General features: G+C 42.4%; 27 protein-coding genes. 5 read left to right on the top strand and 22 right to left on the bottom strand.

Annotated features, from left to right (window positions below; all coding sequences use genetic code 11):
• The 5 genes from ACE01U_RS15270 to ACE01U_RS15250 form a co-directional block, all read right to left on the bottom strand.
• Positions 1-116, bottom strand: a 116-nt coding sequence (locus ACE01U_RS15270; protein ID WP_244782822.1) for a GTP-binding protein, incomplete at its 3' end; no start/stop codon positions are given.
• 93 nt (positions 117-209) lie between these two features.
• On the bottom strand, positions 210-2345 hold the full coding sequence (gene fusA / locus ACE01U_RS15265; protein ID WP_086210752.1) for an elongation factor G: 2136 nt from the start codon (positions 2343-2345) through the stop codon (positions 210-212).
• Between the two features lie 131 nt (positions 2346-2476).
• Complete coding sequence (gene rpsG / locus ACE01U_RS15260; protein WP_004694929.1) at positions 2477-2947, bottom strand: 30S ribosomal protein S7; 471 nt, start codon at positions 2945-2947, stop codon at positions 2477-2479.
• A gap of 177 nt (positions 2948-3124) precedes the next feature.
• Positions 3125-3499 (bottom strand): 30S ribosomal protein S12, encoded by a 375-nt coding sequence (rpsL, locus tag ACE01U_RS15255; RefSeq protein ID WP_002050319.1) that lies wholly within the window; start codon positions 3497-3499, stop codon positions 3125-3127.
• A 154-nt stretch (positions 3500-3653) separates the two neighbouring features.
• A complete protein-coding gene (locus ACE01U_RS15250; RefSeq protein ID WP_395579864.1) occupies positions 3654-5108 on the bottom strand; it encodes an EcsC family protein in 1455 nt (484 codons plus the stop codon).
• Between the two features lie 278 nt (positions 5109-5386).
• Here ACE01U_RS15250 and ACE01U_RS15245 point away from each other — a divergent pair, with 278 nt between their 5' ends.
• Both ACE01U_RS15245 and ACE01U_RS15240 read left to right on the top strand, forming a co-directional pair.
• A complete protein-coding gene (locus ACE01U_RS15245; RefSeq protein ID WP_086210754.1) occupies positions 5387-6616 on the top strand; it encodes a beta-ketoacyl synthase N-terminal-like domain-containing protein in 1230 nt (409 codons plus the stop codon).
• 23 nt (positions 6617-6639) lie between these two features.
• Positions 6640-7092 carry a CopD family protein gene (locus ACE01U_RS15240; protein ID WP_005011820.1) on the top strand — a complete coding sequence of 151 codons (453 nt, stop codon included), beginning with the start codon at positions 6640-6642 and terminating at the stop codon, positions 7090-7092.
• An 80-nt stretch (positions 7093-7172) separates the two neighbouring features.
• On the opposite strand, the gene ACE01U_RS15235 is transcribed toward ACE01U_RS15240, so the two are convergent.
• The 5 genes from ACE01U_RS15235 to ACE01U_RS15215 all read right to left on the bottom strand — a co-directional run bounded on the left by ACE01U_RS15235 (position 7173) and on the right by ACE01U_RS15215 (position 13151).
• The gene (locus tag ACE01U_RS15235; RefSeq protein WP_395579863.1) at positions 7173-8279 is read right to left on the bottom strand and encodes an acyltransferase family protein; all 1107 of its coding nucleotides are present in this window, start codon (positions 8277-8279) and stop codon (positions 7173-7175) included.
• A 496-nt stretch (positions 8280-8775) separates the two neighbouring features.
• Positions 8776-10218: an amino acid permease gene (locus ACE01U_RS15230; protein ID WP_395579862.1), complete on the bottom strand. Its 1443-nt coding sequence runs from the start codon at positions 10216-10218 to the stop codon at positions 8776-8778.
• Between the two features lie 142 nt (positions 10219-10360).
• Positions 10361-10720, bottom strand: coding sequence for a RidA family protein (locus ACE01U_RS15225; protein ID WP_004694941.1), 360 nt, complete (start codon positions 10718-10720; stop codon positions 10361-10363).
• 37 nt (positions 10721-10757) lie between these two features.
• The gene (alr, locus tag ACE01U_RS15220; RefSeq protein ID WP_395579861.1) at positions 10758-11855 is read right to left on the bottom strand and encodes an alanine racemase; all 1098 of its coding nucleotides are present in this window, start codon (positions 11853-11855) and stop codon (positions 10758-10760) included.
• Between the two features lie 36 nt (positions 11856-11891).
• Complete coding sequence (locus tag ACE01U_RS15215; protein ID WP_086210758.1) at positions 11892-13151, bottom strand: D-amino acid dehydrogenase; 1260 nt, start codon at positions 13149-13151, stop codon at positions 11892-11894.
• Positions 13152-13288: 137 nt separating this feature from the next.
• On the opposite strand from ACE01U_RS15215, the gene ACE01U_RS15210 reads away from it, so the two are divergent.
• On the top strand, positions 13289-13753 hold the full coding sequence (locus ACE01U_RS15210; RefSeq protein WP_004694947.1) for an Lrp/AsnC ligand binding domain-containing protein: 465 nt from the start codon (positions 13289-13291) through the stop codon (positions 13751-13753).
• A 13-nt stretch (positions 13754-13766) separates the two neighbouring features.
• Here the strand turns inward: ACE01U_RS15210 and ACE01U_RS15205 are convergent, their stop codons facing one another.
• Positions 13767-15017: a hypothetical protein gene (locus ACE01U_RS15205; RefSeq protein WP_395579860.1), complete on the bottom strand. Its 1251-nt coding sequence runs from the start codon at positions 15015-15017 to the stop codon at positions 13767-13769.
• A 45-nt stretch (positions 15018-15062) separates the two neighbouring features.
• Positions 15063-15710: an HAD-IA family hydrolase gene (locus ACE01U_RS15200; protein WP_395579859.1), complete on the bottom strand. Its 648-nt coding sequence runs from the start codon at positions 15708-15710 to the stop codon at positions 15063-15065.
• A 93-nt stretch (positions 15711-15803) separates the two neighbouring features.
• Between ACE01U_RS15200 and ACE01U_RS15195 the strand changes: the two genes are divergently transcribed.
• Positions 15804-16571 (top strand): hydroxymethylpyrimidine/phosphomethylpyrimidine kinase, encoded by a 768-nt coding sequence (locus ACE01U_RS15195; RefSeq protein WP_086210761.1) that lies wholly within the window; start codon positions 15804-15806, stop codon positions 16569-16571.
• Positions 16572-16601: 30 nt separating this feature from the next.
• On the opposite strand, the gene ACE01U_RS15190 is transcribed toward ACE01U_RS15195, so the two are convergent.
• The 9 genes from ACE01U_RS15190 to rpe form a co-directional block, all read right to left on the bottom strand.
• A complete protein-coding gene (locus ACE01U_RS15190; RefSeq protein WP_395579858.1) occupies positions 16602-17255 on the bottom strand; it encodes a nuclease-related domain-containing protein in 654 nt (217 codons plus the stop codon).
• A 122-nt stretch (positions 17256-17377) separates the two neighbouring features.
• Positions 17378-17863 carry a methylated-DNA--[protein]-cysteine S-methyltransferase gene (locus ACE01U_RS15185; RefSeq protein ID WP_119064947.1) on the bottom strand — a complete coding sequence of 162 codons (486 nt, stop codon included), beginning with the start codon at positions 17861-17863 and terminating at the stop codon, positions 17378-17380.
• Between the two features lie 33 nt (positions 17864-17896).
• Positions 17897-18214, bottom strand: a complete 318-nt coding sequence (gene sugE / locus ACE01U_RS15180; protein WP_010325989.1) for a quaternary ammonium compound efflux SMR transporter SugE — start codon at positions 18212-18214, stop codon at positions 17897-17899.
• An 82-nt stretch (positions 18215-18296) separates the two neighbouring features.
• Positions 18297-18614: a quaternary ammonium compound efflux SMR transporter SugE gene (gene sugE / locus ACE01U_RS15175; protein ID WP_005400191.1), complete on the bottom strand. Its 318-nt coding sequence runs from the start codon at positions 18612-18614 to the stop codon at positions 18297-18299.
• Between the two features lie 235 nt (positions 18615-18849).
• Positions 18850-19776, bottom strand: coding sequence for a copper resistance protein B (locus tag ACE01U_RS15170; RefSeq protein WP_395579857.1), 927 nt, complete (start codon positions 19774-19776; stop codon positions 18850-18852).
• Positions 19763-20056 (bottom strand): hypothetical protein, encoded by a 294-nt coding sequence (locus ACE01U_RS15165; RefSeq protein ID WP_395579856.1) that lies wholly within the window; start codon positions 20054-20056, stop codon positions 19763-19765. The genes ACE01U_RS15170 and ACE01U_RS15165 overlap by 14 nt, the downstream gene beginning before the upstream one ends.
• On the bottom strand, positions 20043-21959 hold the full coding sequence (locus tag ACE01U_RS15160) for a copper resistance system multicopper oxidase (RefSeq protein WP_395579855.1): 1917 nt from the start codon (positions 21957-21959) through the stop codon (positions 20043-20045). The genes ACE01U_RS15165 and ACE01U_RS15160 overlap by 14 nt, the downstream gene beginning before the upstream one ends.
• A gap of 45 nt (positions 21960-22004) precedes the next feature.
• On the bottom strand, positions 22005-22478 hold the full coding sequence (locus ACE01U_RS15155) for a hypothetical protein (protein ID WP_395579854.1): 474 nt from the start codon (positions 22476-22478) through the stop codon (positions 22005-22007).
• Positions 22479-22910: 432 nt separating this feature from the next.
• Entirely contained in the window at positions 22911-23597 is a 687-nt protein-coding gene (gene rpe / locus ACE01U_RS15150) for a ribulose-phosphate 3-epimerase (protein WP_395579853.1), read from the bottom strand.
• A 179-nt stretch (positions 23598-23776) separates the two neighbouring features.
• Here rpe and ACE01U_RS15145 point away from each other — a divergent pair, with 179 nt between their 5' ends.
• Positions 23777-24052, top strand: a complete 276-nt coding sequence (locus tag ACE01U_RS15145) for a DUF2218 domain-containing protein (protein ID WP_087528222.1) — start codon at positions 23777-23779, stop codon at positions 24050-24052.
• 27 nt (positions 24053-24079) lie between these two features.
• On the opposite strand, the gene ACE01U_RS15140 is transcribed toward ACE01U_RS15145, so the two are convergent.
• Positions 24080-25129 (bottom strand): M48 family metallopeptidase, encoded by a 1050-nt coding sequence (locus ACE01U_RS15140; RefSeq protein WP_395579852.1) that lies wholly within the window; start codon positions 25127-25129, stop codon positions 24080-24082.
• Positions 25130-25138 lie beyond the last annotated feature (9 nt).

Below are 25138 nucleotides of genomic sequence, written 5' to 3'. Positions count from 1 at the left end.
TTCTTCGCACATACAGTTGCAATTGCAGCTGTTAAAGTTGTTTTACCATGGTCAACGTGACCGATTGTGCCCACGTTAACGTGTGGCTTATTACGTTCAAACTTAGCCTTAGCCATGAGATCTTCCTTTTTAAACTACTCATGCAGGATCACTGCATGAGCACTTGGTTTTTAACTATGAATTAGTTTGGGCTTATAGTAATCGAAAGATTACTCGTCGTCACCTTTTTTACCGCCAGACTGGAATTTAGAAATGATGCCTTCAGCCACGTTACGTGGAGTTTCAGCATATTTAGCAAATTCCATAGAGTATGTTGCACGGCCTTGAGACATAGAACGCATTTGAGTCGCGTAACCAAACATCTCTGCAAGTGGAACTTCAGCTTTAATTGCTTTAGTACCGCCAGGCAAGTCATCCATACCTTGAACCATACCACGACGACGGTTTAAGTCACCCATGATATCGCCCATGTAGTCTTCTGGAGTTTCTACTTCAACTTTCATGATCGGCTCAAGCAAGATAGGATCTGCTTTCATGAAACCGTCACGGAATGCGTAAGAACCTGCCATTTTGAACGATAATTCGTCCGAATCGACATCGTGGTAAGAACCGTCAAATAATGTAGCTTTAATGCCAACAACTGGGTAACCAGCAAGGACACCATTCTTCATACGCTCTTGGATACCTTTATCCACAGCACCGAAGAATTCTTTAGGAACTACACCACCAACAACTTCTTCAGCGAACTCGTAGTCTTTACCAGCATCAGGATCCATTGGCTCTAAACGTACGTATACGTGACCGAATTTACCTTTACCACCAGTTTGACGTACGAATTTACCTTCTTGTTCAACTGACTTTTTAATCGTTTCACGGTAAGAAACCATTGGTTTACCAATGTTTGCTTCAACACCGAATTCACGTTTCATACGGTCAACAATGATGTCAAGGTGAAGCTCACCCATACCAGCAATAATTGTTTGACCTGACTCTTCGTCAGTACGAACGCGGAATGATGGATCTTCCTTAGCCAAACGACCTAAAGCAATTGACATTTTTTCTTGGTCAGCTTTAGTTTTTGGTTCAACAGCCAATGCAATTACTGGCTCTGGGAATTCCATACGCTCAAGTGTGATGACATTTTTCTCATCACAAAGTGTATCACCCGTAGTTACGTCTTTAAGACCTACACACGCAGCGATATCACCTGCACGAATTTCTTCAACGTCTTGACGATCGTTCGCGTGCATTTGCACGATACGGCCGATACGTTCACGTTTAGATTTAACTGGGTTATAAACAGAATCACCTTGTTTAAGAACACCAGAGTAAACACGTACGAAAGTTAAGTTACCTACGAATTTGTCGTTCATGATTTTGAACGCAAGCGCAGAGAACGGAGCTTCGTCAGATGCTTCACGAATCGCTTTAGTTTCAGCTTTGTCGTCAAGTACACCTTCAATAGCTTTAACTTCTGTAGGTGATGGTAAGAATTCAATTACTGCGTCCAACATACGTTGAACACCTTTGTTTTTGAACGCTGTACCACAAAGCATTGGTTGAATTTGACAAGCCAAAGTTTGAACACGTAGACCATTAACGATGTCTTCTTTAGAAAGATCACCTTCTTCTAGGTACTTGTCCATTAGCTCTTCAGAAGCTTCAGCAGCAGCTTCAACCATGTTTGTACGCCATTCTTCAGCAGAAGCTAGAAGTTCAGCTGGAATTTCACCGTACTCAAACTTCATACCTTGTGAAGCTTCATCCCAAATGATCGCTTTCATTTCGATCAAGTCGATTACGCCTTGGAAGTTTTCTTCAGCGCCAACAGGAATCACTACAGGTACTGGAGACGCGCCTAAACGAGTCTTCATTTGTTCAACAACACGGAAGAAGTTTGCACCTGTACGGTCCATCTTGTTCACGAATGCTAAACGAGGTACTTGGTATTTGTTTGCTTGACGCCATACAGTTTCAGACTGAGGTTGTACACCACCTACAGCACAGTAAACCATACATGCACCATCAAGAACACGCATAGAACGCTCAACTTCAATTGTGAAGTCAACGTGTCCCGGTGTATCAATTACGTTGATACGGTGTTCAGGGAATTGCTTAGACATACCTGACCAGAATGTAGTCGTAGCAGCAGAAGTAATGGTAATACCACGTTCTTGCTCTTGCTCCATCCAGTCCATTGTTGCTGCACCATCGTGTACTTCACCAATTTTGTGAGATACACCTGTGTAGAACAAAATACGTTCTGTAGTTGTGGTTTTACCAGCATCAATGTGCGCAGAAATACCAATGTTACGATAACGAGAAATTGGGGTTTGACGAGCCATGATTTCTTGCATTCCTAAATTTTGTTGTTTAAAACAGGACGCTTTAAGCTGGCAGACAGCTTAAAGCGATTCGATGACAGTTTGGCGTAAACCAAGCTGTCACCCTCCTGAATAGGGGCTGTTTTAGTCGCTTAGAAGCGGTAGTGAGAGAATGCTTTGTTGGCTTCAGCCATACGATGCACGTCATCACGTTTTTTAACCGCTGCGCCTTTACCTTCAGCTGCATCAAGCAACTCACCAGCAAGACGTAAAGCCATAGTTTTTTCAGAACGCTTAGCAGCAGCATCTACTAACCAACGCATAGCTAGAGCAGTACGACGGGATGGGCGTACTTCCATAGGTACTTGATAAGTAGCACCACCAACACGGCGTGCTTTTACTTCAACCATAGGACGAACTTTTTCAAGAGTAGTCTCGAAAAATTCAACTGGGTCTACTTTGTTTTTTTCTTGAACGCGGTCTAAAGCACCGTAAACGATACTTTCAGCAATAGATTTTTTACCATCTTGCATTACGTGGTTCATGAATTTAGCGATTGTTTGGCTGCTGAACTTAGGATCCGGAAGGATTTCACGAGCAGCAACTACGCGACGTCTTGGCATTTTAAACTACCTATATATATGACACTTCAGGTTAATCCAGCCGTAGCACAAAGTGTCATGTGCTTTCGCTGGCCTTACTACACGTCGCTTGAATTTCACAAAATTAATGCAGAAATCAGACAAGCGAGACGATAAAGGATTGCAGTTCTAGCGAACTAAGAAGTTAATCTCGAAAGATTATTTCTTAGGACGTTTAGTACCGTATTTAGAACGAGACTGGTTACGATCTTTAACACCAGCACAGTCTAAAGAACCACGAACGGTATGGTAACGTACACCTGGTAAATCTTTAACACGACCACCACGGATAAGAACAACACTGTGCTCTTGTAGGTTATGGCCTTCACCACCGATGTAGCTAGAAACTTCGAAACCAGAAGTTAAACGCACACGGCAAACTTTACGCATTGCTGAGTTCGGTTTTTTAGGTGTAGTTGTGTAAACACGTGTACAAACACCACGACGTTGTGGACAAGCCTTCAACGCAGGAACTTTAGATTTTTCAACTAAAGTCGTACGACCCTTACGGATCAACTGATTTGTTGTTGCCATTTGGCAATTCTCCCGTTAATAAAAAACCCAAAAAAAGACGACTTTTTGAGGGCATGCAATTGTAAGCTAAGACGCAAAAATGGTCAACATTTCAAACTACATGTAATGCTGACTACATCAGGACTTTTACAAATTTTTGTCTATTTTAAGTAGTTTATTTTTTACTTGGAGTATTTCGTCTTTTTGTAACCTTTTTTTCAGTCGGCTCTACAGTAGGCTTCGCAGCAACTTTTGAAGCCGTATTGGGTTCATTTTGTACAAAAGACGCATTATTGTTTTGTGTGGTTTCTTCAACCTCATCCATAGGATATAAATCTGCAAGATCTTCTTCCACTTGCAGGGCTGGCTGTTGCGGTGCAACAGCATCATGGGGTTCAACCATTTGATCTGCAAGCTGCTCTAGGCCTTGTTGAACGAGATCATCGGTTGGTGTTTGTGTGCCTTTGTCTGACTTCTTCTGAACTTTCACTTTAGCAATATTTTGATGACCATCCAATGCGATTTCAGTACCCATATTTAAGCTCTCTGTTTCCGCATCTGTTGCACTGCGTTGAGCAAGCAGTCGCGGTGATGCTTTAACTAAAAGCTCAAGTGAACGCTCATAAGCGGTCAAGGCACTTAGGCTATTGTCTTTTTGCTGAATGATATACTGGCGGGCTTGTGAAAAAATCAACTGCGCCTTTTGATGTGCATCATCCACTAAGCGCCAACTATAAGCGGCACTCACACTAGCACTGGCAATGGGTGAGAGCTTTGCTAGTTTATTGAGTAAAGATAGATTAGCAAGCGACTGCCCCCATTTCAGTTGACCATCGGCATTGGTTAACCATTTCTTCAAAGCTTCTGCATCATTGCTTGATCCCAACAACTGTTGTAACTGAGAAACATCATGGGTTTGCAAGGTACTCGAAATCGCTTTAATCGCCATCAATAACGTTTGCTTTTCGGCAATTAAACCCAAATCAATTTGCTTAAAAATAAACTGTACGATGTCCTGATCAGACTCTTTATTTAAGTCAAAACCGTAAGAGCGCCCTACTTGATAGATCATTCGCAATGACATGACCAAAGAAGCAGGCACATCCACGGTTGAACCCACTAGACCTGTTGCCCCTGTCAATGCCCCCTGAACAATGGCAATGATCTTATTTTGTTCCGATAATGCCTGACTAATCCGCTTAGAACGGTCAACATCTTGGGTTAACATTTCAAGATCACGCACACCCGCTTCATCTAAAACAGCATCGACAGAACACATATTCGAACTAAATTGATTGAGCTGACCAAATAGATAATCAGCCGCTTTATCGGAAAGTTGTGGAGAAACAAAACTCGCCATACGGTTTGCTTTTGCATAATGTCGGCCTAATAACTGACGTGATACCGTCGGTAGGTGCTCACGTAAAACATGTTGCGGGCGCTCATAAGTTTTACTTTTTGATTTTGTTTTTGGAGTCTTGGCATCTCCTGTTGGGCTATTTGTCAGTGTTGACACCGCGTCTGGAGCCACTTGGTTTAAGAGATTTAAACCTGTATGACTGAGCTTTTTAGCCACTCCAAAGGCATTTGAAAAGAAACCACTGCGCTGTTTATTGTTTGAATCCGCCATTCCTTACCTCGTGCTTTATAATCTTTCATTTCTAGCTAAATACTAGGTGTAGTACGCATTTATCTCAATAACAATATGTGTCTTTTAGTAAAGTTGAAATGTGCTTTGCTTGATTTTAAGACAAGCTAAATTGGCATAGGATTTGCCATAAGAATTAAAAATTCTTTCTGCTATTATGATCTGCATTGAAAACATAAGAGTTGCAATTGGCTTAGAAATAAATTGTTGATTCATCTCTAAGCGCAACTCGGTAAAACCACCATATAAGGGATCTGTAAATGAAACGTGTAGTAATCACTGGCATGGGGATCAACTCATGTATCGGTAATACTTTGGAAGAAGTTACTCATGCATTACAAAACGGGATTTCTGGGACACGTTTTAACCCAACCTATGCTGAACTCAATTTTAAAAGTCATATCAGTGCTGCTGCTGAACAAGACTTTGATGGTATCGACCGTAAGCTAAAACGCTTTATGGGTGTTTGTGCAATGTATGCATATAACGCTGCGGTTGCTGCGGTTGAAAATGCAGGCTTAACAGCCGAGCAAATTGGTGGCAATCCACGCTATGGTATCGCGGGCGGTTCAGGTGGTGGTTCAACTGCATCTGTAGTTGAAATGAAAGAATTGTTAGACACCAAAGGCGCACGTAAAGTTGGCCCGTTCTTCGTACCACGTAATATGTCGAACACAATTACAGCAAACGTTGGTGTTGCTTTTAAAATGCAAGGTGTTGCACACACCATTACCAGCGCATGTGCAACCTCTGCTGATGCAATTGGTTATGCCTACAACCTGATTCAACTCGGCAAACAAGACTTAATGCTTGCAGGTGGTGGTGAGGAAGATCACTGGTCTCAAAGCTTGTTGTTTGATGCCATGGGTGCACTGTGCTCAAAGTACAATGACACACCAGAAACAGCGTCTCGTCCTTATTCTGCTGACCGTGACGGCTTCGTGATTGCTGGCGGTGGCGGTTTTGTGGTGCTTGAGTCTTTAGAGCATGCGCAAGCACGTGGCGCCAACATTTTGGCTGAAGTCGTAGGTTATGCTGCAAACTCTGACGGTGCAGACATGGTTGCACCATCGGGTGAAGGTGCGACACGTTGTGTACTGATGGCACTTGAAGAAGCAAAACAGCACGGCGTCGACAAAATTGACTATGTGAATACGCATGGGACATCAACGCCTGCTGGTGATGTGACTGAGTTAAAAGCAATGGAACGTGCATTTGGCGAAGGTCAAGTTCCTCCACTGAGCTCAACTAAGTCAATGACAGGCCATAGCTTAGGTGCGGCAGGCGTACAAGAAGCGATCTACTCTGTCCTAATGATGCAAAATGACTTTATTGCACCCAACATCAACGTGACTGAACTGGATGAAGGCGCAAAACCATTTGATATCGTGCTTGAAAAACGTGACGCAAAATTGAATACTGTGATGAGTAACAGTTTCGGTTTTGGCGGCGTAAATGCATGTCTCATTTTCAAAAAATGGGAAGGCTAAGCTGCCCATTTTAGGGTGACTTGATGGATGCTCCTTCTGATGCTTTCTTGTGGGTAAAAGCATTACATATTATTGCCGTGGTGTGTTGGTTTGCTGCATTATTCTACTTACCACGGCTCTATGTTTACCATGCCATGAGTGATGATGCAGTCAGTCATCAACGTTTCGAGGTTATGGAACGTAAGTTATACCGTGGCATTATGTGGCCGTCGATGATTGCAACACTGATCACGGCACATTTCTTGGTGGATTGGGGGGATGCAACACGCCACTACCATGAAGCCCTGTGGTTCTACCTCAAAGTCGGTTTGGTTGGACTGTTGGTGATTTACCACTTTGTTTGCGGTTATTACCGTAAGAAATTGATTGGTCATGCACACTACAAGTCACACAAATTTTGGCGCTTCTTTAATGAAATGCCGACCCTCATTTTATTTGCTGTGGTGATTTTAGTCGTGGTTAAACCGACATTTTAAAATCCCACAGTTAAAAAGCCCCGATTGATTTGGGGCTTTTTAATGTCTGTAAAAATCAACAGTACAACTCAAGATCCACGCTATGACCGTATCCCAAATTGACGAATCTTTAAATTGAGCGGGGTCGAATAATATTTCTCAATCGCCCAACTCAAAATAAACACCGCGATAAAATAAACAGGCAACAACATCAGCTTTTCAGCCGCTAAAGTTTCTTTGGGGAAATAGACCACTTTCATTAAGCCAAGAATAATCAAATGAAACAGATACATTTCATAGCTACGCTGCCCAATCCAGACCAAACTCCGTGCCGCGTATGAGACAGGTTTAACTTCGGGATCTTGGGCAAAACACAATATGAGTAACGCCGTAAGTAGCGCAAATACGCTGATGCCCCAAGTACTCACCTCTTTGATGGGTGCATAAAAATATAAAGCGGTCATTAGAAACGCTGTTACTGCAACAATCATTTTTTGATTGTAAATTGCACCTTTAAAATGTTGCACATACATTGCGGTGAGGCAACCAATCGCAATTCCATCAAAGCTAGAGAAATAGTGATATAGATAAGCCCCACTTTCCTCTCCAAAATGCAGGGCACGAAAATACGGTGCATAAGCGATTATCGCGAACAGAAAAACGATAAAGCCTTTGCCACGACCAAGCCCTAAACACAGGACAGGAAAGGCTAAATAGAAGACTTCTTCAACCGATAAAGACCACAATACGCCCAAAGCATAGTTCACCCAACCATATTCAATAATCAGTAGATTCATCCAGAAACTCAAAGCTGAAAGAACAGTCACAGCATAGAATACCTCTACGCCATTGGGCGACTGATTGATAAAGGGTTGTAATCCTAAGCTTCCGAGCACACTGACCATCGCGACCAATAACACCAGACACGGCATAATTCGGGCAATACGACGGATATAGAAATCTTTCAGTTTAATCTGCGCCAAAGAACCACTGCGCTGTAAAGTATGCTGGGTAATCAAAAAACCCGAAATGACAAAAAATATGGTCACACCATAGTTGCCATTTCGGGCAATTAAGGTACTTAAGCTCTCGCCCCCAATGGGAATGCCGAGAAAGGTATCGTGTAATTTATACGGAATATTGAAATGGTGAATCAGCACCAACAGGATGGACACGCCACGCAGGATGTCAATTTTATAATTACGCATAAATCATTGTTAAAATTTTAAAGTGCTTCATTAAAAGTGAAACCATCAGATTTAAATAGCTTTTATATATAAAATCATACAATGATCCAACACTGAATTAGAACCCATTGATTCAGCTCAAGCAAAAAGAAAGCCCTGCTTATGCAGGACTTTCTTTCAAACATCACGAGTACAGAATGAATTTAGCTCTTTACTACGGAGTCTTACCGTTTTAAGTTTCCATTGCTAGAGTTCGTTTTGTTCCTTGCGAAGTTGTACTTCTCATTCGCCAAAAGAACAAAAAACATTTGTCATCCGCAAAACCTATTCACTTTCTGTATTTAAAAAATTTTCTTTGCAAAAACAGTCCGCTTTAAATGCTAGACAGGTTGCGGATGACATTGTCACGTATCGAATAAAACTTAAAAAAGAAAATACCAGTCAGTTAAGAAACTGACTGGTATTACTGATTATGCAGGGCTTTCTTTCAAACATCACGAGTACAGAATGAATTTACTTAGTTATCCAGTTGCTGTTCTAACAGACGTTTTTTCATACGTGGCTTGTACAGCAGTTGATAGGTCACGGCTAAAATAATCACCCATAGCGGACTGATCATCAATGCGCGAAGGGTATCCGCCTCTAAACTCAAAATAACCAACGTGAAGAATAAGAAGATTAAGACCACATAAGACATCCAAACACCGCCCGGCATTTTAAAGGTCGACTTTGCATGTAGCTCAGGACGCAATTTACGGTAGCGGATATAGCACACCATAATAATGCTCCAAATACTGATAAACAGAATCACGCACAATGAGCTGGCTAATGTAAAGGCTTCAACGGTGTTTGGTACAAAATACTGTAGCGCCGCACCTGCCATGATAAAGGCACATGAGAAGAATAGGCCTTTTGCTGGTACAGCACGTTTTGACAGATGCGCTAGGCTCTGTGGTGCTTGCCCTTCTCTTGCCAAACCAAACAGCATCCGTGATGTAGAGAACACACCACTATTCATGGAAGACATCACTGAAGACAGTACCACCAAGTTCATAATGATGGCTGAAGTTGGGATACCCGCATGTAAAAATAGTGAAACGAATGGGCTTTGATCCGCAGGAATTTGATTCCATGGTGTCACCGACATCACGACAAATAGCGACAACACATAGAATAAAATAATACGGGTTGGAATCGCATTCACTGCTTTCGGTAAGTTCTTTTCAGGATCTTTGGTTTCAGCAGCCATGGTTCCAATCAGCTCTACACCGACAAAGGCAAAGAGTGCTATTTGGAAGCCTGCTAAAAAGCCACTACCGCCTTGAGGGAACATCCCGCCATGCGACCAAACATGACTAAAGCTTGCAACTGAACCGCCCGGTGCTTGGAAATGACTAAACACCATAAAGCCACCAATCACGATCAGCCCTAAAATGGCTAAAATTTTGATTAAAGCAAACCAAAATTCAATTTCGCCAAAAAGTTTCACGGTCAGCAAATTTAGCCCAAGGACAAACAGCACACAGCCGACACTGATTAAAGCCTGTCCCATAGGCGTAAAGGTCATATCTGGCGGGAGCCAAAAACCGAGATAGTTAATAATGGCTGCCAAGTCCGCAATACCGACCAAGACCCAACCGAGCCAATAGGACCAACCGATATAGTAACCCGCACCCGGCCCAATCAAATCATGAGCCATGTCGATAAACGACTTATAGTGCAAATTTGACAATAAAATTTCGCCCAATGCACGCATTAGGAAAAAGAACATGGTCCCGATAATCATATAAATGATTAGGATAGAAGGACCAGCAAGAGAGATGGTTTTGCCCGAACCCATGAATAGGCCCGTACCAATCGCGCCACCAATGGCAATCAATTGCAGGTGGCGGTTGGATAATTTCCGTTGTAATTCATGCGATGATGCATTTGCACCGTCAGCTTGTGGTGTGGTCGTCATAATTTAACATCCTGTTAATGTCCTTTTTTGCGTATAAACCATGTTCATACAGTGCTCGTTTTCCTAACGGGCGGCATTTATACGCTGATCAGCCATTCAGCCTGAGCCAAAGGGCTGATACACACGGGGAGAGTTTAAAAAATTAGTTTTGTGCAGCCGTTACTGCAATTTCGATCAACCAGTTTGGATTCACCAAATCAGCTTGAATCGTTGCACGTGAAGGCGCCACACAACCGTTCATCCAATCAATCCAAATCGCATTGACTGTTGAAAAATCAGAGAGATTTTTGATGTAAAGCTGAGCAGATAACAAACGTGATTTATCTGTATTTGCCAAAGCTAAAAGCTCATCAATCGTTGCTAAAATTTCACGGGTCTGACCTGCGACATCATTGTCGGTATTTTTTGGCACTTGCCCTGACAAATACACCACTTGATTAAACACAGTGACTGCACTCATGACTTCGTTGGTGTTGAATTTTTGAATGTCTGAATGTGACATAGGTCTTTCCTTGTATGAAACTGTATAAAAATAAAATTTAATCTTGGATAAAATTGACACGTGCAGTGACAGCACACATCAGCTCATAGCCAATCGTGCCTGAACCTGCTGCGACTTCATCAATACTAAGCACAGCGCCCTGTTTCGATGTACCCCACAGCACCACTTCGCTGCCAACTTGGGCATTTGGGAGGTGAGATAAATCGACTGCTAACATGTCCATGCTGACCCGTCCGACCAAGCTACTGCGTTGTCCATCGACTAAAATAGGCGTGCCTGTTGTGGTAATCCGTTGATAACCATCGGCATAACCACAAGCCACAACACCCACACGCATGTCGTTTTCAGCAATGAACTTTGAGCCATAACCGACACTATCGCCTGCTTTTAACTGCTGAATGGCAATCAACTCGCTACGCAAACTCATGGCGGGTTGCAAATCCCAGTCTTCAATGGAGTGGCTTGGATAATCTGGAGAACTACCATAGAGCATGATGCCGCTACGGATCACATCCGACTGCAACTGCTGATGGCGTAAGATGGCTGCACTGTTACTGACTGAACGTGCACCCGGTAGATCATGGGTAATGGCATCAAATAACTGACATTGATGTGCAATGCCGTCACGTCCGAAACGTTCACCATCGGCATCCGAAAAATGCATCATATGGGTCAAACGTCGAACTTGAGGCAAGTTTAAGAGCTGCTGCCATACTTGACGGTACTGTTCAGGACGGAAACCTAAACGGTTCATGCCGCTGTTCATTTTTAAATAAACATCGAACTGCGCCTCTAAAGGAAAACGCGCTAACCATTCAAGTTGATATTCACTATGAATACTGAAGCTTAAACCTAGCTCATGGCAGTCAAATAGATCTTGCTCTGAGAAAATACCTTCGAGTAACAGAATTGGGCCTGTCCAGCCCAAAGCACGAATGCGTTTTGCCTCTGCCAAATCGAGCAACGCAAAACCATCGGCAGATTTGAACGCTTGATAGACGCGTTCAATACCATGACCATAAGCATTGGCTTTGACCACCGCATAGACTTGGCTATTCGGCATTTTTGTACGAGCAACATTTAAATTATGCTGCAGTGATTGGCTATGAATCACTGCAGTAATTGGACGTGGCATTTTATTCTTCCTTGAATCAATACGGCCTAAAACGGATTAGGCTGCTGAAGGATAACGTTGAATAGAGAGACCTTCAGTACTGATGTCTGGTTGATGATTCATCACCAAGTCACTAATGAGCTTGCCTGAACCACATGCCATGGTCCAACCCAAGGTGCCATGCCCTGTATTTAAGAATAGGTTTTTAAAACGAGTCGCACCAATGATTGGCGTTGAGTCTGGTGTCATTGGACGTAAACCGGTCCAGAAACTGGCTTCAGCTAAGTTTCCACCTGGGAATAAGTCTTGAGTCACCATCTCCAAAGTTGCACGGCGGTCTTGGTTTAAACCGTGGTTGAAACCACTCAGTTCCGCCATCCCCCCCACACGGATACGTTGGTCAAAACGCGTGATGGCAATTTTATAAGTTTCATCAAGAACCGTAGACTGTGGCGCAAATGCAGGATCTACAATTGGAATGGTTAGTGAGTAGCCTTTGACAGGGTATACAGGCAAATTCAAATTCAATGGTTTCAAGAAATCACGTGAATAACTACCAAAAGCAAGCACATAACGGTCTGCTGTAAGCACCTGACCATCCACCACCACGCCTTTGATTTCATCCCCTTCAACCACTAGTTTTTCAACATTTTGGTTAAATTTAAATTCTACACCCATGTCTTTTGCAAGGTTTGCCAAAGCATTGGTAAATAGGTAACAGTCACCTGTTTCATCATTCGGTAGATGTAAACCACCGACTAATTTATCTTTAGCATATTCTAAAGCTGGCTCAACTTTGGCTAAGTCATCTTTTAATAACAGTTCGTAGTCGACGCCACATTCTTTTAATACTTGGATGTCACGTTGTACGGCATCCAATTGAGCTTCATTACGGAAAACCTGCAAAGTTCCTTTCGCACGGTTTTCATAGTGAATGCCAGTTTCTTTACGCAGTTCACGTAAGCAGTCACGGCTGTATTCAGCAACACGTGTCATACGCTCTTTGTTAATGGCATAACTTTGTGGGTTGCAGTTTTTTAACATCTGCGCCATCCAGTTTAACTGCCACATGCTACCATCAATGTTAATGGCTAAGGGTGCATGATGTTGGAACATCCACTTTACAGCTTTAAACGGAATACCGGGTGCAGCCCACGGTGTAGAATAACCTGGAGAGATTTGCCCTGCGTTACCAAAGCTAGTTTCTTCAGCAGGACCAGCCTGACGGTCTAAAACCGTAACGCTTGCGCCTTGTTGTGCAAGGTAATATGCACTTGCAACACCGATGACACCACTACCTAAGACAATTACACGCATGACTGATCCCTTACACACACTAGTTTATTTCACTAGTATATTTTTAGGTTAATAGTTTTTTTCACTGTTTTTAATATTATAATCTAGGTAAATCACCACTTTTGTCGCGCTAAAATTCTAAACATAGGAAATTTATAATGCGTAAATTAGATCGGATTGATCAGCAGATTTTAGACATTTTGCAGCGCGATGGACGAATTGCAATTAGTGAATTGGCCTCTCGCGTTAACCTCTCAACCACGCCATGTTCGGAACGCGTCAAACGCTTAGAGCGTGATGGTATTATCATGGGTTACTACGCACGCCTCAATCCGCAACTGGTCGATCGAAACTTATTGGTGTTTTTAGAAATTAAGCTATCAGCCAAGTCTGGCGATGTGTTTGATCAAGTGGCGCGTGACTTGGTCGAGATTCCAGAGGTTTTAGAATGCCATCTGATTTCAGGTGAATTCGATTATTTAGTCAAAGCCCGTTTAAAAGAAATGAGTGCCTACCGACGCCTATTGGGTGATTTACTAAAAAAACTGCCCTCTTCAGCGTCATCGCACAGTTATATTGTGATGGAAGAAGTCAAAGAAAGTTTTTATTTGGACATTCGCTAAATTGCACAATAGCTTAAATCGGCATACAAGTATCTTGAGCTAAATACGCAGGAAGCTTTTGTTGTGGAAATGGCTGTTTCAAACAGAGCTGATACCCTTTTTGATAATAATCATATCCTTCCCTATTTTTATTCAGCTCTTCTACCGATTCCTGCTTTTGTACTGCATTAAAAACTCGAATTTTATTGTCTAAAATTCGAGAACGAAGTGCATAAGGTCGCCAGTCAACAACAGCTACTTGCGCTAAAATATTTCCCACCGAATTTTTCAAAACGTATTTAGAGCGCTTCTCAGGCTGAAAATGCTCATACTGTTGCAAGAAATCCAAATACGATAGTTCAGACAATGCAATATAAGGTTCGATGTCTTTAACTTGCTGATTTAAACTGCGGTTAGGTAGATAAACCAGACGGTATTGCCAATCAGACATACCTTCTGGTACTGCTAGATTTTGAAAGGAGTGTGCATTTTGGCTCACTTCATAACGCATACTTTGCCTTAAACTCAAAGCATGCTGAGTTAAAGGTGCGACATGCACGCTCGCATGCTGAGCCTTTAGATTGAGCATATCCAGACTCTGCCACATAAAGTTCTGCATGATATATTTCTCAATCATAGAGAGTTTCTGTCCCTGCATATTTTGTAAAGCAGAGATGTACTGTAAAAGTGCAGTCTTTGACTCATCTTTAGATTTTAAACTCAATTGAACCGCATGCAATAAATGCAGATCGCGCAGAGTCTGATAGTCTGGCAGTGCACCGTCAGCTGGAAGCAATAAAGAGACATAATCCGTACTGTTTAACCAGTGCAAATAACGCTGTATTGCAAATTGCTCTGTTGCAAGCATTGCAACAAACTGAGATTGATGTTGGCGAATAAAGGATTCACTTTGTTCTGGCGTTTGTTGTAAAACCTGATTGAGTTCATCTAATACTTGTTTTTGTTTTGCCGACAACGGGTGTTTTTGCAACTGCTGTATTTGCATAGGCGCTGCTTTATTTGCAGAAGATAATGACTTGCCCTGCTGTTGCCACTGCTCATAATAACGTAAATGACCCAAGCTTTCAGGCTCAACATCTACTTTCGCATCCATTCCCCAGGCATAGAAAAATGGATGCTGTTTCAGATCGCTTTGAAAGGCATAGTCAGCATCTATCAAGGCTTTGGTTTGAGCAGATAACTCATCATCCTGCTGTAACCAATAAACCAATCCACCACTACCGAATGCCAATATAACCAAACCCAGCAGAACTTTTTTTATCATTATTCGCATAATCAAGTATTTTATTATTTAGCAATCATACTGATTTTACTTAATAAATTGAAGGATCTCAGCAAAAATTTTAATTCGTGCTTTAGGCGCGGCTTCCGTCAACTCTTGATCAGAACCATAACCATATTCCACCGCAATAGTCTCAATGCCGTTGCGACGTGCACCCAAAATGTCATGCTCTCGGTCGCCAACCATCAGACATTCTGCTGCTTTTAACTGCTCTTTTTCTAGAATATAAGCAATCAAATCTCCCTTATTGGTGCGCTCACCGTTTAGTTCACTGCCATAGGGGTGCACAAAGTATTGTAGTAAATTGAAATGCTCTAAGATTTGACGGGCATAGACTTCTGGTTTTGCTGTTGCCAAATACAAGTGATAACCCTGCTCGGTCAGTTTTTTTAAGGTCGGTTCAACATCGGCAAATAAATGGTTTTCATATAAACCTTTCACCGCAAAACGCTCACGATAGCCCAGTAGAGCTTGCTCTGCCAAAACATCGTCCACTGCAACATTTAAGATTTTTGCCAAAGACGCTTTGAGTGGTGGCCCAATAATCCAGTCAATATTTAGATCATCGGCAATCGGATGCCCAACTTTGTTTAAGCCATAACGTGCGCTGGTGGTAATACCAACTTTCGGATCTGTTAATGTTCCATCTAAATCTAGCAAAATATGTTTAATCACAGCTGATCCTTCTTGGGCTTTAAATAAAATACTATCGAGAGTTCTGCTAAAGTTGCCTATACTATCGCAAATTTTCGCAACAAGGATATTTCTGTGCGCCCAACCGTACTGTGCTTTTCTGGTTTAGACCCTTCAGGTGGTGCTGGTTTACAGGCCGATATCGAAGCGATTGGCCAAAGTGGTGCGCATGCAGCCATTGCGTGTACAGCACTCACTGTTCAAAACTCGCAACAAGTGTTTGGTTTTGAAGCGACGTCAAAAGAATTGCTGTTAGCTCAGGCGCACGCTGTTGTCGGTGATTTACCGATTAAAACCGTAAAGTCTGGCATGTTAGGCACCACAGATAATATTGCAGCACTAGCTGAATTTCTACGTGAACATCCTGAGTACCAGTATGTGCTCGACCCTGTTTTAGTAGCGAACAGTGGAGGTTCACTGGGCGATCAAGCAACCTTGGTCAAAGCTTTTGTTGAACTGATCCCATTAGCAGACATTATTACTCCAAATACAGTTGAATTACGGGCGTTAACGGGTCTCGATGACTTAGATGCCGCAACGCAAAAGTTGTTTGAAATGGGCGCCAAAGCGGTACTGGTCAAAGGTGGTCATGAAGACACACCAGACTATATTCGCAATGCTCTGTTTGTGAATGGCGAGCTCATTTCTGAAACTCGCTGCCCGCGTTTAGCAGGCGAATATCACGGTTCAGGTTGTTCGCTGGCGAGTTTTATTGCCGGTCGTTTGGCACAAGGTGACAGTGTTAAAGTCGCAGTACATCATGCCGAAACATGGCTCTTTGGCGTATTAAAACAGGCAGAAACACCTGTTGAAGGCGGTCAGAAAATTCCAAAGCGTTTCTAAGTAGAAAACCCTGTATATGCAGGGTTTTGTTTAACGGTCTTGATGGCGTTGTTTTAAATGTGCCACATGCTCACGATTGGTTTTCCATGACTTTTCTAGCACTTCTTTTTCGATCCGAAGCTGAATCCGTTTTAGTTTCATCGCTGGAATCACTTCTGTATTAAAGGTCTTTATATAGTCGACCCATGCTTTACCTCTAAATACCGTACTGGGCATCGCAGTTTTGAACTCACATTCAGGCATGAACACCACCGCAGAATGGATATACTCTACATCGACAATATCTTGCAACACACTGTGCAGTACTTTGACGTGTTTATAGTTTTGATGTAGCGGATTTTGAAATTTAAAGCTCTTTTTATAAATTTTCTGAGTCCACATCTTTTGACGTTCACCACCAAAAATCCAACCCTTGTAGTTTTTGGTTTCAATTACAAAAACACCAAAGGGACTTAATACAATATGGTCAATTTGCGTCGTTCCACCCTGCTCATCAGGCAAAGTCACATCGTTGATTAGACTATAACGCTCATCCAAATATAATTTCACATGCGCTTGAACCGCGAATTCCCCAAACTTTCCTTTCAGATAGGGCTTAAACACTTTTAAAAGGCCAATCCCAAACAAGATCAGTAGCATCCACCATAGCTCTGAAAATACATTCCCCACAATTTGACTCATCATATTATTCATCGTTATTTGAGTTAGAGACACGATTCTTCAAAAGAAGATAGATTAAAACATAAGATTCTGATTTTTAAATTATTAAAATAAAAAAACAAGCTTAAAAACTCCGAAAAACAAGCTTAATTCGCAATTTTCTCAAGCCTTAATAAAATATCTTTATTGTCCAGACCGCCTGCGAAACCAACCAATTTTCCATTCGCCCCCACCACCCGATGACACGGTGCAATAATTGAAATCGGATTTTTGCCATTGGCTGCACCCACTGCACGAACAGCTTTGACATTGCCAATCTGTAGCGCAATATCTTTATAGCTTCGGGTTTCACCAAACGGAATTTGCAGTAAAGCCTGCCAAACTTGCTTCTGAAAATCTGTCCCAGCAAAATCCAAAGGCAAATCAAAACTTTGACGCTTTGCCGAAAAATATTCGCTCAACTGTCGTTCCGTTTCCAACAAAATCGGATGCTGATTCTGTTCAACCAACTCAGCTAAGCGTACCCGTTTTGGGTTTTCATTTTCCCACAATACGGCAACCAAGGCTTGATCATGTGCCACCAGTCTCAGTACCCCGACAGGAGATGGCATATATTTAAAAAATAAGCGCATGCTTCACCACAAAAATTGTCTATGTATGCAACATTATGACGATGAAAGTTTCATCAGTACAAGTCCAGAAATGATTAAAACCGCTGCGAGCATCCGCATGGCATTGGCAGGTTCGCCCAAAATCAAAATTCCAACCAAAAATGAACCAATCGCGCCAATCCCAGTCCAAACGGTATAGGCTGTGCCCAAAGGTAAGGTCTTCATGGCATAAGACAGCAGCGCAAAACTGGCCACCATAAATACGAGGGTTAAAATACTCGGTGTCAATTTGGTAAAACCATCCGATACTTTCATCGCATAGGCCCAAACCACTTCGAGCAAACCTGCAACAATTAAAATCACCCATGCCATACGCCACACACCTTTTACCGAAACCAGAAACAACAAAGCTTCAAACGAAGGATCGCTTGAAGCTCGACAGATTTAAATGAATTTAGCTTGATGAGAGTTTCATCAAAATTAGGCCTGATACAATCAGCACCGCAGCAAACATCCGCATAGCCGTTGCGGGTTCACCTAAAATAAAAATCCCCACCAAGAAAGACCCTATCGCACCAATTCCAGTCCAAATGGTATACGCGGTCCCTAGCGGCAATGTTCTCATTGCATAAGCCAGTAAACCAAAACTTAAAATCATGAACACAATGGTGATGATGCTGGGTGTGAGTTTGCTAAACCCTTCGGACAGCTTCATTGAATATGCCCAAACGATTTCAAACAGACCCGCAAAGATAAGAAAAACCCAAGCCATACTACCAACTCCACTTCACTAGAGTCAGGTCGTCCTGACGAATTTTCTCAATATGAGGGAGGTCGTTCCTCCTGAATATGCCTTAAATTATAGCAAAATACGCACCAAAATGAGCTATTTTTACACTTAAAAATCATTAAAGTGTAAAAGGAGTGATCTAAACCAGCAGATCACCCCTCTTTCAGCACAAATCTAGTGCAATCTCAGGTATTCACTTTAAACCTAAACGTTCGACTCAAAACTTAAAGCGAATACCCATTCCATACTGCCAACCTTTCTCTTCGTCACTTTCAACTTGCCAGGCCGTCGCGTCATTGCCTTTGCTATATTCATAGGCAATGTCCACATAAGGCATGACTTTTTTACTGATCTCATAACGCGTCTCAAGACCGACGGCTGCACTACTGAGACCTGATTTTTTAGCATATTTAGAGTCATCACTAAAAATAATGTTCAGATCTAAATAAGGTTTAAAGATCAGCTTTTGAGTCAATAACAAATCCCGCTCAGTTTCCAAACTAAATGCGGCATAGTTGTCTGCACCAGCATACACATAGGCATCGGTTTCAAAGAAATACGGCGCTAAACCATGTAAGCCAAGCACCCCATCCACTTTTTCTTCCGTATCCCAGTCATGCTGTTCACGCTCCACTTTTTCAACTCGGTAACGTGCACCCGCCTGTACATCCCAAAAGTCTGAAATCATACGGCTATACAACAGTTTGGCATCATACTCAGCCTTATGCGATTCCTGCTTATCTGCATGTACTTTGATAAACAGCTTATTTTCATCTGTCCCGATACGGGTTTCAAACTCAGACTTTAAACCACTATCACCGTCTTCATTCAGCAACCATTTGTTATCAACGGTAGTGACCGCATAAATTTGTGCACCGTGCTCTTTGCGGTGATCATGCGTATGTGCGGTTAAATCATGATTTATCTGCTTCCCATGTTGTGCACTAGACTGCGGAGCAACTTGAGTTGGAATGGTCATCGCCTGATGCTGTGCATGTTGTGACATCACAGACTCAGTGGTCATGGACATATTTGCATTTGCTTCAGCAGGCATATCATGCCCTTCATGCGCCATAACCGCAGCACTCATCAACATTAAAGAACTGCTCAATATGCTTTTAGAAAAAAGATTAATGGTGCGCATGATGATCTCCTTTCTGAGCCTTCGACTGCTTACTTGGTTGAGTTTGAGCTTGCTTCTCCGATGAAGGCTGACCCACCGCATTTTTCTGTTTCAGCATCTGAGCATGCTCATCGGCACTATGCTGATGATGCTCATGCGCCATTTCTTTGGACTGTGCTTGGCTTGTTGATTTGGCTTCTTGTTTTTCATGCTGTGCATGAGATTCAGCAGCCATAGCAACCGAACTAAACAAGGCAACAATAGCTAAAGCAAATCCTGAAAAAAGATTAGTGATGCGCATGTTCATCTCCTTTTGGCTCAGCTTGAGCTGCTGTTTTTTGTCCTTGAATTGGGGTGGTGGACACTTGAGCATCACTGACATTGGCCACTATCAATTTATTCATCATGCCTGAGCTCATGTGGTAAAGCAGATGACAGTGAATAGCCCATTCGCCTAACTCATCTGCGGTCAGTAAAGCGGTCACTGTTTTGCCTGGCGGTACAATCAACGTGTGCTTATTCGGCATATCAACGGCAGCTTGCCCATTTTCAAGTTGCATAAACATCCCGTGCAAATGCATCGGATGCGCCATCATACTGTCATTGATAAATTTGATCCTAATACGCTCGCCGTACTTCACTTTCAACGGTTCAGCGTCGCTAAATTTTTTCCCGTTGATGGTCCACAAATAGCGCTCCATGGTTCCGCCCAAACGAATCACCAACTCGCTCGTCGCCTCACGGGTATCTTTTTGAGGTTCTAAAGATTTGAGATCACTATATTGCAGCGCTTTATCACCTTTAGGGGTAGAAGCATTGGCCCACCCATAGACAGGTGTAACTACTTTCTGTACCGAACTTGTTTTCGTGTTGTGTTGAGCGTGATCCATATTCGCCATTGCGTCATGGTTCATTTTGGAGTGATCCATTTCAGGCATCGCTTCATGATTCATTTCAGACATCGCTTCAGGATTCATCTTTGAATGATCCATCTCCAGCATAGCTTCAGGGTTCATTTTGGAATGATCCATTTCAGGCATCGCTTCAGGGTTCATTTTGGAATGATCCATTTCAGACATTGCCGTATGGTTCATCTTTGAATGATCCATACCTGAATGTTCTGAGCCGTGCCCCATATCTTCCATAGTCAACAATGAACGTGGACGGGGTGCAGGCATATCTATGCCCTTGGTCATTGGGGTCAACTCATTGTGCAAAGTTCCAATGGCATAGCCTGAACGGTCAATCGACTCTGCTTCAATTTGGTAATGCCCTGCTTTCGGCTCCACAATCACATCATAAGTTTCGGCCGTTCCAATCCGAAACTCATCCACAGGAACGGGTTTAACAGGCTGACCATCTGCACTGACTACCGTCATTTTTAGATTAGGAATACGTACATCAAAAAATGACATGGCTGAGGCATTGATAAAACGTAAACGAACTTTTTCATTTGGCTTAAACATACCTGTCCAGTTCTGTTCAGGGGTTTTGCCATTGATGAGGAAGGTGTAGCCCGTGACATCGGACAAATCCGTTTTCAACATGCGCATTTGATTCCACATCGAACGGTCTTTCCATGCAGCTTTTAAACCATCACGTTGCGCTTGCTTCCAAGTATCACCTAAGGTTTCGCGTTGATTTTGATAATACTCGGCAGAAATTTTCAGATTCTTCTGAATTTGTTCACTGCTCTGTTCATGGAAATCTGATAGCATCACCACATAGTCACGCTCGGCTTTTTCATGCTGCGCTAAAGGCTTTTTGTCTTTAGGATAAATGACCAATGCGCCATACAGCCCATCTTGTTCTTGTCCCTTCGAGTGTGCGTGGTACCAATAAGTTCCACTCTGGCGAACTTTGAACTTATAGACAAATTCGCTTTTCGGCTGAATGCCGTTAAACCCATTAAAACCCGGAACACCATCCATCAACCCAGGCAAAAGCAAACCATGCCAATGGATTGATGAGTCTTGATTTTTTAGGTTATTTTTGACGCGAATGACTGCATCATCACCCTCCTCAAACTCAAGCAAAGGCGCTGGAAACTGCCCATTGACACTAATCCGCTTGAGCGACTTTCCCGTTAAGTTAACGGGGCTTTCATCAATCACCAATTGGTACTCTTTGACTGCGGCAAAGCTCCAAGATGATGACATCAGACACACCCCAAGGATGAGGCTTTGTTTAAATTGAATAGACATGACTAAATCCTAATAATTTTAAAAATAAAGTTTTAAAAATCAGGATTAGGCTTTAGGAGGACGTAGAATTTCTTGCCAATAGCCCACTAAATGTTGAGCGTGATAGCGAAAATGCGGGGTTGATTGTGCTAAAGCAGCTTCAAGCTGAACCAATACGAGGGGTTCAACATCTAAAAGCGTCAGCGTGGTTTGGCAGTGATACTGTGCACACTCCTGACACTGAACTTGCTTGCTTTGCATAATATCCGACACATGACAGTTGCTCTTCGCTGCCATATCGGCTTGAGCCATATGCATTTGATGTCCAGAGGCTGGACTCGATGATTTCGCTTGATGGCAGTCTGGCATGGTTTGCATGCCTGTTGCATGCGCTGAACTTTGCTCACTGGTTGCAGCCTGCATACTGAGTTGCATCATTTGATGCATCGGCGCCGCCGAAGCTTGGGCAATACCACTCCACCCCATTACCAAGGTAATGAGTAAAACAAACCAAGAATGTGACTTGAGCAATGAACGCACAATCAATCCTATTTAGTCAGTGAATGGAAGGTGGTATCTAAGCACGATCAAATGTTTATCGCCAGTAAATGGCTTACATTTTTTAGCTGATTCCTTACAGGATAAGCAAAGAATGGCTTATACACAAGATTATAAATTTAAATTCAATGACTGTGAGGGTTTAGTCTCCCAGCAGACTTAAACAAGAAAGTTATTTTTTAAACAGTGCCATTTTTAAGCAAAGTTGAATAAAGCATCAGTGAAAATCAACTATTCAAGACATAAGAAAGGACTCAAATGAGTCCTTTTTATACATTTAATGTCTAAATACTAAACCATTGCTGTGTAAACGTTTGAATATTAATCAAGTTATCCACGTGGTTATCAACACAGATATCCACCAGCTTACCCACAAAGTTATCCACAACCCATTATGTATTTATACCTGTGAGCTTAAACCTTTACCGCACCGACTTTTGCAAGCTCTGAGCGCATATCATCAATCACAGCTTTATAATCTGGTTTTCCAAAAATAGCTGAACCAGCAACAAACATATCTGCACCTGCTTCCGCAATCTCACGAATATTTGCAGGCGACACACCACCATCGACTTCTAAGCGAATATCACGACCTGAAGTATCAATAATTTTACGTGCTTCACGGAGTTTGTCTAAAGTCATCGGAATAAATTTTTGACCGCCGAAACCCGGGTTCACACTCATCAACAAAATTTGATCGACTTTATCCAGTACATAATCTAAATAATGGAGCGGTGTTGCTGGGTTAAAGACCAAACCTGCTTTTGCGCCACCAGATTTAATCAACTGTAAAGAACGGTCGATATGATCAGTAGCTTCTGGGTGAAAAGTAATAATGTCCGCACCAGCTTCCAAGAAGTCACCAATCATACGATCGACAGGTTTGACCATCAAATGCACATCAATCGGAGCTTTGATGCCGTAATTCTTGAGGGCCTTACAGATACCCGCACCAAAAGTCAGGTTTGGCACATAGTGGTTATCCATCACATCGAAGTGAACCACATCTGCACCTGCTGCAAGTACATGTTCAACATCTTCACCTAAACGAGCAAAGTCAGCAGATAGAATAGATGGTGCGATTAAATAAGGCTTGGACATGCGTGTACCTGGCTTATACAAAAGGGAATAGAGGTATTATAGCAAATTCAGCTTTTGAACTGCAGACTTGTCAAAAAAGAAAGCCCCAAGCTTTCTAAATTTGCAACATAGCGTTGCAACATTCAACTTTCCATTTGCGATGAAACTGCTATGTTGATAGATCAATCAACGAGGTAAATATGAAAAGTACAGCAGATATTGTCACGACAGATGCAGCTCGAATTGCAAAACGACTGGTGAATCACTGGAAACACAAATTTGATATTGAACAAGAAGCAACGACATTTGGTATTATCATGCCTGAAGCACGCGTGTTATTAAGCCCTCAAGCCGAGCATTTACATGTCAGCATTGAGGCCAGTGAAGATAAACTGAGTCACTTAGAACACGTCGTCTTAGATCATCTGATTCGTATGGGGCAACAACCACTTACAGCCACGTGGACACAAGTTTAAGTAAGTGGCTAAATTGAATCTGTTTAATCAACGTTGTTGCTGTTGATTAAACTGACGAATAGCTGCGATACGCTCTTGAGTCGCTGGATGACTTTGGAAAAATGAACCAATGCCACCGTCCTCCTCCTTCTCAGACTTCTCTTGTGGCTGTTTTTCTTCTTCTTCGTCACGTGCTTCGGCTTCCATACGCGCTAAAAAGTTTGCCAAATGTAAGCTGGAAATATGATTTTTATCCAGCACTTGCATAGCATATAGGTCAGCATCACTTTCAAAATTGCGTGAATAACTTGCACCCACCAAAGCCACAGGCAAAGTTGTAAATAAGGCCGAACTGTCTCCCGTCACCGCAATCAACAGCGCACTAAAACCTAAACTAGATAATGCTTGTTGTAGACTATGTCGCTCAACCAAATGCCCTTGCTCATGCGCTAAAACACCAATAATTTCATGATCATCTTTGGCTAAATTAACCAGTTCATCGGTCAAAATAATCGTATTGTTTGGAATAGCTAAAGCATTGGCTCCAATTTTTCCACCTGAACGAAATAAGACTTTGGCAGGCCGACCATTGGCAACAAGATCCTGATAGCTTTTTATGATTTGTTTTTGACGTAATACGGGTACAGTCGAAGGTGCCGTCATATTGAATACTTGTTCTTGTGCTTCATCTCCCAGTTGATAAATAGTGTCCTCAGGCAGTTTCATCGCGACATAATGCGCCGCACTGGGAATACCCCATCTTAAAATGGCAAAGATGAAAGCGGCAACAAAAACCACACTAAATAAGATGAGACTTGGGGAGCGTTCTAATTTCCAAATCGAATGTTGCACATGCTTTTTGTTCAACTCAAACCACTCTGGTAGTGCCTGCGGAAATTCAATCCGTGCATCATCTTTCAACTCAATCACAGGTTGTATCTGCCCCAATGCCCCAATCAACTGCATATCGGCATAATAATAACGGCGCTGCTGCTGGTTATAACAAATCAACACTGTTTCGCGGTCAATTGGAGAAATCGTCGCGGGATACGGTTTTGAGATTTGTCCATCGTAAAAGGTGATATCTTGTTCCTGCATTTAAGCCTC

This window comes from Acinetobacter halobius (genome assembly GCF_044130335.1).
Taxonomy (GTDB): Bacteria; Pseudomonadota; Gammaproteobacteria; order Pseudomonadales; family Moraxellaceae; genus Acinetobacter.
The sequence above is the reverse complement of the archived record's forward strand: the minus strand, read 5'-3'. Positions and strand labels throughout refer to the sequence as shown.

Coding starts and splice junctions, on each gene's coding strand:
- sugE (WP_005400191.1), bottom strand. CDS start 18,614: ATGGCTTGGGTTTTTCTTATCTTTGCGGGTCTGTTTGAAATCGTTTGG.
- ACE01U_RS15215 (WP_086210758.1), bottom strand. CDS start 13,151: ATGCGTGTAATTGTCTTAGGTAGTGGTGTCATCGGTGTTGCAAGTGCA.
- ACE01U_RS15145 (WP_087528222.1), top strand. CDS start 23,777: ATGAAAAGTACAGCAGATATTGTCACGACAGATGCAGCTCGAATTGCA.
- fusA (WP_086210752.1), bottom strand. CDS start 2,345: ATGGCTCGTCAAACCCCAATTTCTCGTTATCGTAACATTGGTATTTCT.
- ACE01U_RS15170 (WP_395579857.1), bottom strand. CDS start 19,776: ATGCGCACCATTAATCTTTTTTCTAAAAGCATATTGAGCAGTTCTTTA.
- ACE01U_RS15235 (WP_395579863.1), bottom strand. CDS start 8,279: ATGCGTAATTATAAAATTGACATCCTGCGTGGCGTGTCCATCCTGTTG.
- ACE01U_RS15160 (WP_395579855.1), bottom strand. CDS start 21,959: ATGTCTATTCAATTTAAACAAAGCCTCATCCTTGGGGTGTGTCTGATG.
- ACE01U_RS15185 (WP_119064947.1), bottom strand. CDS start 17,863: ATGCGCTTATTTTTTAAATATATGCCATCTCCTGTCGGGGTACTGAGA.
- sugE (WP_010325989.1), bottom strand. CDS start 18,214: ATGGCATGGGTGATTTTAATTGTTGCAGGTTTGCTCGAAGTGGTTTGG.
- rpsG (WP_004694929.1), bottom strand. CDS start 2,947: ATGCCAAGACGTCGCGTAGTTGCTGCTCGTGAAATCCTTCCGGATCCT.
- alr (WP_395579861.1), bottom strand. CDS start 11,855: ATGCCACGTCCAATTACTGCAGTGATTCATAGCCAATCACTGCAGCAT.
- ACE01U_RS15225 (WP_004694941.1), bottom strand. CDS start 10,720: ATGTCACATTCAGACATTCAAAAATTCAACACCAACGAAGTCATGAGT.
- ACE01U_RS15210 (WP_004694947.1), top strand. CDS start 13,289: ATGCGTAAATTAGATCGGATTGATCAGCAGATTTTAGACATTTTGCAG.
- ACE01U_RS15140 (WP_395579852.1), bottom strand. CDS start 25,129: ATGCAGGAACAAGATATCACCTTTTACGATGGACAAATCTCAAAACCG.
- ACE01U_RS15245 (WP_086210754.1), top strand. CDS start 5,387: ATGAAACGTGTAGTAATCACTGGCATGGGGATCAACTCATGTATCGGT.
- ACE01U_RS15250 (WP_395579864.1), bottom strand. CDS start 5,108: ATGGCGGATTCAAACAATAAACAGCGCAGTGGTTTCTTTTCAAATGCC.
- rpsL (WP_002050319.1), bottom strand. CDS start 3,499: ATGGCAACAACAAATCAGTTGATCCGTAAGGGTCGTACGACTTTAGTT.
- ACE01U_RS15230 (WP_395579862.1), bottom strand. CDS start 10,218: ATGACGACCACACCACAAGCTGACGGTGCAAATGCATCATCGCATGAA.
- ACE01U_RS15240 (WP_005011820.1), top strand. CDS start 6,640: ATGGATGCTCCTTCTGATGCTTTCTTGTGGGTAAAAGCATTACATATT.
- ACE01U_RS15165 (WP_395579856.1), bottom strand. CDS start 20,056: ATGCGCATCACTAATCTTTTTTCAGGATTTGCTTTAGCTATTGTTGCC.
- rpe (WP_395579853.1), bottom strand. CDS start 23,597: ATGTCCAAGCCTTATTTAATCGCACCATCTATTCTATCTGCTGACTTT.
- ACE01U_RS15205 (WP_395579860.1), bottom strand. CDS start 15,017: ATGATAAAAAAAGTTCTGCTGGGTTTGGTTATATTGGCATTCGGTAGT.
- ACE01U_RS15190 (WP_395579858.1), bottom strand. CDS start 17,255: ATGATGAGTCAAATTGTGGGGAATGTATTTTCAGAGCTATGGTGGATG.